10 protein-coding genes are annotated in these 12813 nt (G+C 60.0%); 4 read left to right on the top strand and 6 right to left on the bottom strand.

Annotated elements, in window-relative coordinates; genetic code table 11:
• Positions 1-74: 74 nt before the first annotated feature.
• The 4 genes from BLT89_RS05370 (at position 75) to BLT89_RS05355 (ending at position 5018) form a co-directional block, all read left to right on the top strand.
• Positions 75-1619: an acetolactate synthase large subunit gene (locus tag BLT89_RS05370; protein WP_090193457.1), complete on the top strand. Its 1545-nt coding sequence runs from the start codon at positions 75-77 to the stop codon at positions 1617-1619.
• A gap of 12 nt (positions 1620-1631) precedes the next feature.
• Positions 1632-3008: an FAD-binding oxidoreductase gene (locus BLT89_RS05365; protein WP_090193456.1), complete on the top strand. Its 1377-nt coding sequence runs from the start codon at positions 1632-1634 to the stop codon at positions 3006-3008.
• Between the two features lie 28 nt (positions 3009-3036).
• On the top strand, positions 3037-4185 hold the full coding sequence (locus BLT89_RS05360) for an L-lactate dehydrogenase (protein WP_408003066.1): 1149 nt from the start codon (positions 3037-3039) through the stop codon (positions 4183-4185).
• A gap of 77 nt (positions 4186-4262) precedes the next feature.
• A complete protein-coding gene (locus tag BLT89_RS05355; protein WP_090193454.1) occupies positions 4263-5018 on the top strand; it encodes a class II aldolase/adducin family protein in 756 nt (251 codons plus the stop codon).
• A 101-nt stretch (positions 5019-5119) separates the two neighbouring features.
• Here BLT89_RS05355 and cydB read toward each other — a convergent pair whose 3' ends face one another.
• The 6 genes from cydB to BLT89_RS05320 all read right to left on the bottom strand — a co-directional run bounded on the left by cydB (position 5120) and on the right by BLT89_RS05320 (position 12794).
• Positions 5120-6124 (bottom strand): cytochrome d ubiquinol oxidase subunit II, encoded by a 1005-nt coding sequence (gene cydB, locus BLT89_RS05350; RefSeq protein WP_197673537.1) that lies wholly within the window; start codon positions 6122-6124, stop codon positions 5120-5122.
• Positions 6121-7530, bottom strand: coding sequence for a cytochrome ubiquinol oxidase subunit I (locus BLT89_RS05345; RefSeq protein WP_090193453.1), 1410 nt, complete (start codon positions 7528-7530; stop codon positions 6121-6123). Before BLT89_RS05345 ends, cydB begins: the two co-directional genes overlap by 4 nt.
• Positions 7531-7786: 256 nt before the next feature.
• Complete coding sequence (locus BLT89_RS05340; RefSeq protein WP_090193452.1) at positions 7787-9562, bottom strand: pyrroloquinoline quinone-dependent dehydrogenase; 1776 nt, start codon at positions 9560-9562, stop codon at positions 7787-7789.
• A 587-nt stretch (positions 9563-10149) separates the two neighbouring features.
• Positions 10150-10731 carry a phasin family protein gene (locus tag BLT89_RS05330; RefSeq protein WP_090193450.1) on the bottom strand — a complete coding sequence of 194 codons (582 nt, stop codon included), beginning with the start codon at positions 10729-10731 and terminating at the stop codon, positions 10150-10152.
• 130 nt (positions 10732-10861) lie between these two features.
• On the bottom strand, positions 10862-11506 hold the full coding sequence (locus BLT89_RS05325) for a hypothetical protein (protein ID WP_090193449.1): 645 nt from the start codon (positions 11504-11506) through the stop codon (positions 10862-10864).
• A 49-nt stretch (positions 11507-11555) separates the two neighbouring features.
• Positions 11556-12794: an SMP-30/gluconolactonase/LRE family protein gene (locus tag BLT89_RS05320; protein WP_090193448.1), complete on the bottom strand. Its 1239-nt coding sequence runs from the start codon at positions 12792-12794 to the stop codon at positions 11556-11558.
• Between the last annotated feature and the right edge of the window lie 19 nt (positions 12795-12813).

The following is a 12813-nucleotide window of genomic DNA, read 5'->3' as shown; positions in this document are numbered from 1 at the left end:
CAAAAAATGCATTTTGTGACTTTTTCATAGCCATGCATACTCCCCGCACAACAATTTCACCGCCGGAGAACACCATGAACGGAGCCCAATCCCTGATCAAGACCCTGGCCAACTGCGGGGTCGACATGTGTTTTGCCAATCCGGGCACCTCGGAAATGCACTTTGTCGCGGCGCTGGATTCGGTGCCCGAGATGCGCGCGGTGCTCTGCCTGTTCGAAGGCGTGGTGACCGGCGCTGCCGATGGTTATGGCCGCGTCGCCGGCAAGCCGGCCGCCACCCTGCTGCACCTCGGCCCCGGTCTGGCCAACGGTCTGGCCAACCTGCACAACGCGCGGCGGGCGAATACGCCGATCGTCAATATCGTCGGCGACCACGCTACCTACCACCTGCAATACGACGCCCTGCTGACCTCGGATATCGTCGGCTTTGCCCGCCCGGTTTCCGCGTGGATCTGCGAATCGAAAAGCGCCCAGACGGTGGCCGGCGATGCTGCCCGTGCCGTGCAGGCCGCACGTTCCGCGCCAGGCGGGGTGGCCACCCTGATCCTGCCGGCCGATACCGCCTGGAACGAGGCCGAGCGTCCGGCGCAGATGCTGCGTGATATCGGCCCGGCACCGGTCAGCAGCCAGGCCGTCGACGACATTGCCAGGCTGCTTGGCAACGGCAAGAAGACGACCTTCCTGTTGCGTGGTAGCGCGCTGCATGGCGCCGGTCTGGAAGCTGCCGGACGGGTACAGGCCAAGACTGGTGCGCGCCTGCTCTGCGACACCTTTGCGCCGCATAGCGAGGTGGGTGCCGGGCGCGTGCCGGTCGAGCGCATCCCCTACTTTGCCGAACAGATCGTCGACTTCCTCAAGGGCATCGAGCAGATCGTGCTGGTCGGCGCCAAGCCGCCGGTGTCATTCTTCGCCTACCCCGGCAAGCCGAGCTGGTGTGCACCGCAAGACTGCCAGTTCAGTCATCTGGCGCATCCACACGAAGACGCTGCCGGCGCCCTGGCCGCCCTGGCCGATGCACTGAACGCCCCGGCACAATCGTCGATCCGCGTTCCGCTGCAACTCGGCGGCCTGCCCAAAGGCCCGCTGAACGCCATGAGTGCGGGACAGATCATCGCCGAACTGACCCCTGACGATGCCATCTTTGCCGAAGAAGCGGCCACCTCGGGCATGCCGCTACTGGTTACCCTCAGTACCGCCCGGCCACACACCCATCTGCCACTGACCGGCGGCTCGATCGGCCAGGGCCTGCCGCTGGCCGTCGGTGCCGCGCTGGCCGCACCAGAGCGCAAGGTCATCTGCCCGCACGGTGACGGTGGCGCGGCTTACACCATGCAGGCCCTGTGGAGCATGGCGCGGGAAGAACTCGATATCACCGTGGTGATCTACGCCAACCGCTCCTACGCCATCCTCAACATCGAACTGCAACGGGTTGGCGCTACCGGCGCCGGCGCCAAGGCACTGTCGATGCTCGATCTGCACAACCCGGAAATGAACTGGGTGAAGATTGCCGAAGGCCTGGGCGTCGAGGCCAGCCGCGCAACCACCTGCGAGGAGTTCGCCAGCCAGTACGCTGCGGCCATGCAGCAGAAAGGTCCGCGGCTGATCGAAGTGATGATCTGAGGAGGCGCCAGCATGGGCATGCTCGAGGAACTACGCGCGCTGGTTGGCGACAACGGCGTGCTGGATGCAGCCGAGGTAGCCACCCGCTCGGCGGGCATCTGGCGGCCTGACAACCTCAAGGCCAGGGCGCTGGTGCGCCCGGCCAGCACTGCAGAAGTCTCGGCGGTGCTGCGCTGGTGCCATGCCAACCGGATCGCCGTGGTCACCCAGGGCGGCCTCACCGGCCTGGTGCATGGCGCCGATGCGTCCAGCGAAGAACTGATCCTGTCGCTCGAACGCATGCGCAGCATCGAGCAGATCGACCCGTTGCAGCGCACCGCCACCGTACAGGCCGGGGTTACCCTGCAAGGCTTGCAGGAAGCGGTCGAAAGTCATGACATGTCCTTCCCGCTCGATCTCGGCGCCCGCGGCACGGCCACCCTGGGTGGCAATGCCGCGACCAATGCCGGCGGCAACCGGGTGATCCGTTACGGCATGACCCGCGACATGGTGCTCGGTCTGGAGGTGGTGCTGGCCGATGGCACTGTGCTGTCCTCGATGAACAACCTGATCAAGAACAACACCGGCTACGACCTCAAACAGCTATTCATCGGCTCCGAAGGCACCCTCGGCGTGATCACCCGTCTGGTACTGCGCCTGCGCGAGAAACCGACCAGTACCAACATGGCTTTTATCGGCGTGGACAGCTTCGAGCACCTCGCGCACCTGCTCAAGCACATGGACAAATCCCTCGGCGGCACCCTCTCGGCCTTCGAGGTCATGTGGCAGGACTTCTACCGGCTGGTGTCCACTGCACCGGCCAGGGGCAAGCCGCCGATTGCCCGGGATTACCCCTTCTATGTGCTGGTCGAGAGCCAGGGCGCCGACGAACAACTGGACACCCAGCGCTTCAACGCCACCATGGAATCGGCCTTCGACAGCGGCCTGATTGTCGATGCGGCAATTTCCCAGTCGGCTGCCGACTGCCACGACTTCTGGGCGCTGCGGGATGACGTCGAGCAAGTGCTGCAGCATGGCCTGCCAATCGTCTTCGACATCTCGCTACCGATCAGCGAGATGCAGCAGTTCGCCGACAATCTGGCCACGGCCCTGCCGACTGCCATTGGCGAGCACCGGCTGTTCATCTTCGGCCATCTGGGCGATGGCAATCTGCATGTCGCGGTGGCGGTCAGGCCCGAGCAATATGCCGCAGCGCGGCCCAAGGTGGAAAAACTGGTGTACGGTGCGCTGCAGCATTGCAGCGGCTCGGTATCCGCCGAGCACGGTATCGGCCTGGAGAAAAAGCCTTACCTGCCGGTCAGCCGCAATGCCAGTGAACTGGCGCTGATGCGCAGCATCAAGCAGACCCTGGACCCACTCAACCTGCTCAACCCCGGCAAAGTGCTCTAGGAGACCAAGCATGGGCAAGACCCTCAACCTGATACCCGTCACGCCGCTGGATTACCGGCGTCTGGCTGAAGCACGCCTGCCACGCTTTCTGTTCGACTACATCGACGGCGGCGCCAACGACGAGCGCACCCTGGCCAGCAATGTCGATGACTTCGCCAGAGTGCTGATCAAGCAGCAGGTACTGCGCAATGTCGACAACCTCGACACCTCCACCGAGATTGCCGGCAAGCCGGCCAGCATGCCCGTGGTGCTGGCGCCGGTCGGCATGGCCGGCCTGTTCGGCCGGCGTGGCGAAGTACAGGGCGTGCGTGCGGCCAACGCCGCTGGCGTGCCCTTCACCCTGTCGACCGTCGGCATCTGCCCGCTCGACGAGATCCGCAGCGCTTCCAGCGTACCCTTCTGGTTCCAGCTGTACATGATCCGCGACCGCGAAGTGATTCGCGACCTGTTGCAACGGGCCATGGCCAACGGTTGTGACACCCTGGTGTTCACCGTCGACTTGCCGATGCCCGGCATGCGCCACCGCGATGTGCGCAACGGCATGCTCGATACAGGCCTGCGCGGCAAGCTGGGCAAGGTCTGGCAACTAGGCACCCGTCCGGGTTGGGTATGGGATGTCGGGGTCAAGGGCAAGCCGCATTCATTCGGCAATCTGGCCCATGTGGTGCCCGACCCCACCGATCTGGCCGTATTCAGCCAGTGGATCAACCGCCAGTTCGATACCTCGGTGACCTGGAAGGACATCGAATGGCTGCGCGGCATCTGGAAAGGCAAATTGCTGATCAAGGGCATTCTGCAAACCGGCGATGCACGGGATGCCCTTGCCGTCGGGGCCGATGGCCTGATCGTGTCGAACCACGGCGGCCGCCAGCTGGACAGCGTGGCTTCGAGCATTTCCAAGTTGCCGGCGATTGCCGAGGCCGTCGGCGGGCAGATGGAAATCCTCATGGACGGCGGCGTGCGTAGCGGCGTTGACGTATTCAAGGCCATCGCCCTCGGCGCCAGCGCGGTAATGATTGGCCGCCCCTGGGTGTGGGCCATGGCCGGGGCCGGCGAGCAAGGGGTGAGAGATCTTCTTGCCGTCTTCAAGCGTGAACTGGAAATCGCCATGGCCCTGTCTGGCGTGACGCGCATTGCTGATATCAGCCGCGACAATATCGACAGCACGCCCTGGTAACAGAAACACCGATTGTTCAGCGCTAACTAGACTCAAGCAACCGCACATCTTGTGCACATAACCCGAAGGAGCAAGTGATGCAGATTCCCTCCATGAAAGATCAGGTAAGTCCCGAAGAATGGCAACTACGCGTGGACCTGGCTGCGCTGTACCGCCTGACCGCACTCTATGGCTGGTCCGATCTGGTGTTCACCCATATCAGCGTGCGCATCCCAGGCCCCGAGCATCACTTCCTGATCAACCCCTACGGCATGCTGTTCGACGAGATCACCGCCTCCTCGCTGATCAAGGTCGACCAGCAGTGCAACAAGCTGCATGACTCCCCTTTCCCGGTGAACCCGGCCGGCTTCACCATCCACAGCTGCATTCATGCCGGGCGTGAAGACGTCAGCTGCGTGATGCACACCCACTCGCGTGCAGGCGTTGCTGTCAGCGCGCAGAAAGGCGGCGTATTGCCGATTTCCCAGCAGTCGACCCTGGTGCTGTCCTCGCTGGCTTATCACGATTACGAAGGTATCGCGCTGCGCGATGATGAGAAGCCACGTCTGCAGCACGACCTTGGCGACAAGACCTTCCTCATGCTGCGCAACCACGGCCTGCTGGTGGTTGGTCCGAGCATCGCCGACACCTTCCTGGCCATGTACTTCTTCGAATCCACCTGCCAGATCCAGATCACCGCGCAGGCGGCTGGCGACCTGCTACACATTTCGCCGGATATCCAGGGCGACACCAAGCAGGTCATGGCCACCGGCACCAGCGGCATGGGTGGCCAGATCGCCTGGCCGGCACTGCTGCGCAAACTGGACAAAATCGATCCCGGCTTCCGCAACTAGGCCAGCGACCACGCCAGCCAGCATTCCACGCCGCGAAGGCGTGGAATGGAGCTGTGCGCGCAGTAGCTAGAGCCCTGTTGCGCGCACATTTTTTGGCCTGATCAGTCCTGCCGCCACTCAATCTTGCCGCGGAATACCCAATACACGCCGATGGTGTAGATGGCGATTACCGGCAACACGATTGCCCCGCCATAAAAGAAGAACTGCAGCGAAGACTCCGGCGCTGCGGCGTCGGCAATGGTCAGCGCATACGGGATCATGTACGGCCACAGCATGGATCCCAGGGTCAGGAATGAGCTGATGAAGAAGGCTACGGTCAAGGCAAACGGCAGATGCTCACGGCGCAGGCGAGCGGCGACCAGCACGCCGAGCAAGCTTGCGGCAGCCAGGACCGGGAATACCCAAGCCCAACTGCGCTCACTGAAGTGGCTCTGCGCAATGGCAGCATTATCAATCGACAACGTCGCCATAAATGCCACTGAAATAATCAACAGAACACCGAAAATCAAACGCGGCAGGTAGGCGTAGGCCCAGTCCTGCATCGGGCCTTTGGTTTTGATCACCAGCCAGCCGGCGCCGAGCAGGGCATAACCGAACACCAGACCGATACCGGTCAGTATCGGGAAGGGTTTCAGCCAGAAGAAGGCATCACCGGCAAACTGCATGTTTTCCACCGGCACACCGCGCATCATCGCGCCGATCGCAGCGCCCTGTACAAAAGCGACCAGAACCGAGCCCAGCCAGAAACCGACAGTCCAGAAGCGCCGCATGTTTTGACTGCGCTCACGGAATTCGAAGGCCACACCGCGGAAGATCAAGCCCATCAGCATCAATAGTACCGGCAGGTAAAAGGCCCCGAGAAACACCGCATAAACCGCAGGGAAAGCGGCAAACAGGCTGGCGCCGATCACCACCAGCCAGGTTTCATTACCGTCCCAGAACGGTGCAATGCTGGTCATCATCTGCCCGCGCTTGTCTTCATCCTGAGTAAGGCCGAACAGGATGCCGATGCCTAAATCGAAACCGTCAAGAATCACATAGACCAGAATCGAGATAGCCACGACCCCGGCCCAGAACAGGGCCAATTCACTTGGTTCGGGCGTCATTGGCCTGGCTCCTTGGGATTTCCGGTAGAACTGGCCGCCGTATCGGCAAATGCCAGCGGGCGATTGGCCGTCGCGTAGGTGAATGTTCCTTCCTCCGCAGTCGGCCCCTGACGCAGCAATTTGAAAATGTAATAAATGCCAAAGCCGTAGATCACGGCATACACCACCATATACACGCTGAGTGACAGCAGCACGTCGCTGCCGGTCAAGGACGGTGTCACCGCATCACTGGTGCGCAGCAAGCCGTAGACCACCCAGGGCTGGCGCCCCACCTCGGCGGTGTACCAACCGCACAAAGTCGCAATGAAACCGCTCGGCCACGCCAGAAAAGTCGCACGGAGGAACCAGCGCGATGACTCCAGCTTGCCGCGCAGGCGCAGCAGATTTCCCAGCCATGAGATCCCCAGCATGATCAGTCCCATTGCGACCATGATGCGAAATCCAAAAAACGGAATCAGCACTGGCGGGCGATCTTCAACCGGAAAACTGTCCAACCCGATTTCTTTCGAGGTCAAGTTGCCCGATGCAATCAGGCTGCCGAGTTTGGGGATTTCCAGCGCAAAATGATTGGACTCGGTAGCACTGTCCGGCCAGGCGATCAGCACCTCGGAAGCGGGCTGCTGGGTTTGCCAGCGTGCCTCGATCGCGGCAAATTTCGCCGGCTGGTGCTCCAGCACATACAGGCCGGTGAGATGGCCAAAATACAGTTGCACACCGATCAGCACTGCCGCCAGACCCAGCCCCCAGTGCAACATGACGCGAGCTTCCGGACGATGAATGTCGCGCAGCACATACCAGGCACCCGTAGCAGCGATACACATCGCCGTGGTCAGGAATGCCGCAAACAACATGTGTGGCCAGCGCACCAGCATCACCGCGCCGAGCACGATTTCCTGCCAATCGGTCGGAATGATCTTGCCGTCGATAATTTCATAACCAACCGGCACCTGCATCCAGGAGTTGTTGGCAAGAATCCAGAACGAGGAAAACATGGTGCCGAGCGAAACCATGCAACAGGCGAAAAAGAAAAAGCGCGGAGAGACACGATTGCGCCCGAGCAACATGACGCCGAAGAAGCTCGCCTCCAGCATGAACGCGGTGAACGCCTCATAGCCCAGTAATGGCCCCTGAATCGAGCCGGTGCGCTCGGCCAGCACGCCCCAGTTGGTACCGAACTGGAAGGCCATGACTATGCCGGTGACCACGCCCATACCGAAAGACACCGCGAAAATCCTGATCCAGAAATCGAAAACCCGCCGGTACAGCGGATTGCCGGTTGCCAGACGCACACCCTCGATGGTCGCCAGCCAGGCTGCCAGACCGATGGTGAATGCCGGAAAGATGATGTGAAAGCTGATCACGAAAGCAAACTGGATTCGCGAGAGCAGGACCGGGTCAAAATCCATGGGTATTCCTTGTTATTCGATTGTCTGTCATCTGCCTTGAGTCACTTCGAGTGCACGGTGCCGCTGGTGTTGTAGGGCGGTATCGGGCGAGTTGCGAACGGTCCACCATGTTAGCCGACTGCTGCCTGAACGGCGGCTACAGCATTCACGGAAAAATCACGCCGGATCAATAAAGCGTGATCACCGCTCTGCATTTGTCAGTCCATTGCCAGCCTAAATGCTCAAGGGCTGCAGCTATTCTGCAATTGGCTGCTTCTCAGTTCGCAGCTTCCAGACCGAGGATGACCACCTTGGCCGTATCGATCACGACTGGCCAGACGGGTGAGGTGAATCCGGTGGCTACTGCGACCTTCTGAACACCGCCGGCTGTATAGGTGATTACGCCACCGCCAATGGCGCCGCCGATTTTTTCACCCCAGAGCTTTTCGCCGGTTGTGGCGTTGAGCGCGTAGAAGTTGCCGCCAACATCGCCAAAGAACACCACGCCGCCAGCGGTAGGAGTCATGCCACTCACTACCGGGTAGTTCAACTTGGCGCGCCAGGCCCACTCGCCGCTGTCGGCATCAATCGCATAGACCCAACCGTGCCAGCTCGTGTCGCTTTCCTGAGGAACACCGAAGGCGTTGAGCGGGTTCAGTGCTGCAGTGCCCATCCAGGGATGGCCAATGGGAGTAGTTTCAAGTTCTTTGGTGTCCGCCAGGGTGACGGCAAAACACCAGTCGACCTCGCCGACCATGATGAGATTGGTTTTCGGGCTGTAAGCGGGGCTGTTCCACTCCGCGCCGCCGACCGAGCCGGGGCAGAAACGCACGGACTTGCCCACTACAAAAGGTGCCTCCACATTCTCGATTTGTGTGGCGGGTACCCGATAAAGCAATTTGTCCGTGGCAAGATCGAAACCATAAACGTGCCCGTCCTTCGGTGCCACCGCCATCAGCTTCTTGCCTGCGTGCGTTGTAATCAGGATGGGTGGGTTGGACACGTCCCAGTCATGCCAGTCTTCGCCGGCGATCTCGAAGTTATTGCGGTAGTCGCCGGTCTTGGCATCCAGTACAACCACGGAACCCGAATAGAGGTTGTCGCCCTCACGCTGGCCGATGGCAAAATCCGGTGCCGGGTTGCCGCCGGGTACGTAAATCGAGCCGGTTGCAGGGTCAAGGGTGGTTGATGTCCAGGTTGCACCACCGCTGATTGGAATGCCCGGGGTATCACCCCAGGTTGAGGCGTCCAGTGGTGACTTGCCCAGCGGGCCACGCACTACGTCGCCTTCGGCGTAGGGCACCAGGTAGAACTCCCAGACGATTTTACCGGTCTTGGCATCGAGCCCGTACATGCGTCCCTTGACACCTTTGTAGTCGCCGCCAGCCTGGCCGACATAAACCATGCCCTCCCAGGCAATCGGCGCTGCTGGTACTGATTCGCCAATGCTCGGGTCAGCAATGGTGGTCTCCCACACTCGCTTGCCAGTGTCGAAATCATAGGCCAGTACTCGCCCATCCTGGGTGCCACGAAAGAGCATGCCGTCAAGGTACGCGGCGCCCCGGTTGACCGGTAAAATGCTCGGTGGATAGTCCTCATGGGTACGCCATTTTTCGGCACAAGTGGCCGGATCCAGGGCGAAAATATCAAATTCAGTGGTGCCGATCAGTGAGCCGTTGATCATGATCAAACCGGTCTCAAAGGAGGTAATCTCGCCGGTGTCGTAGGTGCAGAGCACTTTCAGGTTACTGACGTTTTCAGTAGAGATCGTAGTCAGCGGAGAGTAGCGATCGGAGGTCAGTGTTCTGTTGTAGCTAGGCCAATCCACCCCGTCTGTTTGCTGTGCGACCGGAGCTGCAGTGGCTGTCGAGTACTTGAAGCCTGGATTGGCCTCTATAACCAGCGTGCCTTTTGGTGCGGTCAGTGTGCGCAAATAGTTGATCACGATGCCGCCATAATCAGACATCCGATTGGGAAAGACATAAAAAAGCCCGCCGCCGACTACAGTGCCTACCACCGCCAGAATTACGATCCAAACAAGCAGACGTTTCATTGTGATACTCCATCCTTAGTACAACGCAGCTGAAACCCTTCAGAACTCATCCTGCCCTGACCCGGAACTTTCAGACCACTTTTCTGAATGCAAGACAAGACTTACGCGGTTGCAGACTCAGCTTGGCAGACGCTTCGAAATGACTTTCAAATAGTAGTAGCACAAGGTGCGGCTCATCGCCCAGTCTCTATCGGCACTCCCACCCTAGCCAGCAGCGACAACGCGCAAGCTGTTAGATTCAGTTCAAGATTGAGGGAAAACGAATCGACCTACTTCGGCATGATGGAGAAACTGATGCGCAAAGGCTCGTCTGGCGCAGGTGGCGACATTGTGTATCGTCCCAGGCCGGCCCTGGATGCCGGCAAGCTGGATCCGCTCGTGCATGCGGCAAGCAGAGATCGCATAAAGACGTCTATGAAATCAGGGACTATTCAGGTCGTAAAAGTGAAATAACGGTAATGCGTTGTACTTGCCGGCAATCCGCCGCGCACTCCAGCCCATAAAAGCAAAACGCCCGATGCAATGCACCGGGCGTTTTGTTTTCCTGAATCAGGCTGAAGAACTCAACCTGATACGGTTACAGCGACTTAAGCCTGAGCTGCAGGAGCTGCAGGTGCGGCCGGAGCGGCAGCCTTGGGAGCAGCAGCCTTGGGAGCAGCTTTTACCGGAGCTTTGGCAGCAGCGGCTTTTACTGGAGCCTTGGCAGGAGCCTTCTTCACAGCAGCCTTGACCGGAGCCTTGGCAGCTACTTTTGCCTGAACCTTTACAGCGGCCTTTTCAACAGCCTTGGCTTCGGTCTTGATGGTTTTCTTGGCAGAGGACTCAAGCTTGTTGATGTTCTTGGTCACAGTGCTCTTGGCAGTGTTGAAGCGCTTGTTGACAGTGCTCTTCACGTTGCTGATCTGATCGTTAACAGCTTTGGTCTGCTCGTTGACCAGTTTCTTGCCCTTCTTTTCCAGACCTTCGCCAGCCTTGACCAGATCCTTGAAGATGCTGGTGCCAGTCTTGACGACTTCTTTGTACGCCTTGCTGCGCTGCTGCTCGGTGGTGTTATATACACCCAGACCGGCGAGATACAGATTGCGCGAATAATCCTTGGCGTTGCTGAAGGCCTTCTCGATGTCTTTCTTGGCAGTTTCTACTTTCTTGCTAACGTTTGCTTTAGTCATGGTACACCTCAGGGTTTAGATTAATTAACTGGCTGCCATCTCTCAGGCATGCAGTGAGGTTACCGAGCAAAATTAGAAAATTCATACTACTCCGCCGACTTTATAAAAAACTCGGGCACCAGCCCGATTTTTATTTTCCCTCTGCCCACCTGCCTGCCAGTGGCACCAGCAAATACACCGCTAGCGCCGACACCACCATCGCCTTCAGGTTTCCCGGCGTAGCGCCAAATTGACTGGCCGTTTGCAATACCAGCAACCCCAGGCAGAGCACAGCCAGCGCCCGGCGCCGGCTCCCCGGCCAGACCGGTGAAAAAGCCAGCAGTAGCACCGACCCCGCCAGCAGCAAGATTTCCAGTGCATAGGCGGCCATCGGCAAATCCCACAGGCCAAGCCCGACCTTGTGCGCATCGCCCCACAAGCCAAGGTCATGCCGGTGTACCAGCAGATCCAGCAACCAGTGCGAAGCTACTGCAGCCGCCAGTGTCAGGCCCAGCTTCAGTTTGTGCTCGCCGCGTGCCCAGAGCGCCACACCCAGCACCCCTGCCGCCGCTGACCACAACAGCGTGGCCGGCAGGCTATGGGTATAGGGCATGAAGGACAGCACCAGCGGATTGCCGGGCAAACCGGGATCCAGACTTGCGCGCTCTATGCCAAGCAGGATGAACAAGCCCCAGAAGACATCGACCACCTGCACTGCCAGCAGCAATGTCCAGAGTGGCAAACGTGGTTCGATGCGCTTGGCGACAAAGGCTGCACAATAGTGTCCGACAAACATGCCTTGCTCCCTTCAATCCGGTAATGAAATGAACTCGCCTGCCTGCATATCAGGGCAAAGGCGGATAGGGCATCGACACCAGCCCCCGATTGTTGCGGTCGAAACTCGGCAGATAGATGCGATTGCGCCCGGGAACCACCACCGAGATATCACTGACCAGCGAGCCGTCATGCTTGATGTAAGCCAGCACCTGCCCGGCATCGGGGCTGAGCAGCAGAATGCTGGTGCTCTTGTCCACCGGCAACAGTTGCTGCGGAATACGCAACATCAACGGCTTGATCCACGGATTGGCATGCATCCAGCTCATCAAGGGCGAGCGTGACTTGAGCAGTGCAACCCAGACCCTGCCCTGCGCATCCCGATCCAGCCCATCCGGCATCCCTGGCAAAGCATCCCACAACAGTTCGGAGCTGCCCGCTGACGAGCCGGCGAGATGCAGGCGGCTCAGGCGAAACTTGGGCGTTTCCGTAATCAGTACGGCGATTTCCTTGCCGTCCGCGCCACTTTCCAGCAGCACGCCATCGACAAACACAAAGTCTTCCGCCACCAGCCCGGCAGTTCCGGCCTGCAGGTCAAACATCCACAGCCGACCATTGGCGGCCAGTGTGATGGCATCACGTACTGCACCAGTGCCGGAGGCGGCGTCTGGCCAGGGATAGGGTTCGCTCATGTACAGCCGCTGGCCATCGGCTGAAACATCCAGATCATTGCAGAACGCGACCGGCCGGCTGTTGCGGTCGGTCATGTCCGCCATCGCCAGCGTACCTTTGGGCGGTACATGCACCAGACCTTCAGTGCTGTCGGTGGAAGGCAGCAAGGGTACGCGCAGGGCGACCGGCGTGAACTCGGCACTGCGCAGATCCAGCTGGTAGATACCCGGGCTGAGCGTATCGGGGTATTGCTCGTCATCCAGCCGCGCCATACAGAAATAGGCCGCATCGGGATTACCCGGAACCAGCCGCGCCCCCGTGGGTGACAGCGGAGCCTTGGCAAAGCGCCCGGCTTTGCCACTGTGCAGATCGACCCGCCACACCCAGCCATCCCGGGCACTGACAAAGGCCCGGCCAAGATCCTCCTGCAACAGCACTTCATCGTGTCCTGGCAGTTCGGTGGCCGTGCGCATGGCCGTCGTGCTGATCAGGTCGCCCAGCCCGGCAGCCTGCACTGCAGCCGGAACCTCACCGATATGGTGCGCAGGTGCCGCAACGATATAGGGTGCAGGCGCACTGCCCTGCCACCAGGCAGCCAGAAGAACAACAAGGGTGCCGCCAACCAGCCAGGGCTTCATGCTGCATTCCATCCATATC

Source organism: Pseudomonas pohangensis, assembly GCF_900105995.1.
GTDB lineage: Bacteria > Pseudomonadota > Gammaproteobacteria > Pseudomonadales > Pseudomonadaceae > Aquipseudomonas > Aquipseudomonas pohangensis.
The sequence above is the reverse complement of the archived record's forward strand: the minus strand, read 5'-3'. Positions and strand labels throughout refer to the sequence as shown.

What these genes read in the sequence shown, in the direction of transcription:
- cydB (WP_197673537.1), bottom strand. Translation starts at nt 6,124, where the DNA reads ATGACGCCCGAACCAAGTGAATTGGCCCTGTTCTGGGCCGGGGTCGTG.
- BLT89_RS05370 (WP_090193457.1), top strand. Translation starts at nt 75, where the DNA reads ATGAACGGAGCCCAATCCCTGATCAAGACCCTGGCCAACTGCGGGGTC.
- BLT89_RS05330 (WP_090193450.1), bottom strand. Translation starts at nt 10,731, where the DNA reads ATGACTAAAGCAAACGTTAGCAAGAAAGTAGAAACTGCCAAGAAAGAC.
- BLT89_RS05355 (WP_090193454.1), top strand. Translation starts at nt 4,263, where the DNA reads ATGCAGATTCCCTCCATGAAAGATCAGGTAAGTCCCGAAGAATGGCAA.
- BLT89_RS05365 (WP_090193456.1), top strand. Translation starts at nt 1,632, where the DNA reads ATGGGCATGCTCGAGGAACTACGCGCGCTGGTTGGCGACAACGGCGTG.
- BLT89_RS05325 (WP_090193449.1), bottom strand. Translation starts at nt 11,506, where the DNA reads ATGTTTGTCGGACACTATTGTGCAGCCTTTGTCGCCAAGCGCATCGAA.
- BLT89_RS05340 (WP_090193452.1), bottom strand. Translation starts at nt 9,562, where the DNA reads ATGAAACGTCTGCTTGTTTGGATCGTAATTCTGGCGGTGGTAGGCACT.
- BLT89_RS05345 (WP_090193453.1), bottom strand. Translation starts at nt 7,530, where the DNA reads ATGGATTTTGACCCGGTCCTGCTCTCGCGAATCCAGTTTGCTTTCGTG.
- BLT89_RS05320 (WP_090193448.1), bottom strand. Translation starts at nt 12,794, where the DNA reads ATGAAGCCCTGGCTGGTTGGCGGCACCCTTGTTGTTCTTCTGGCTGCC.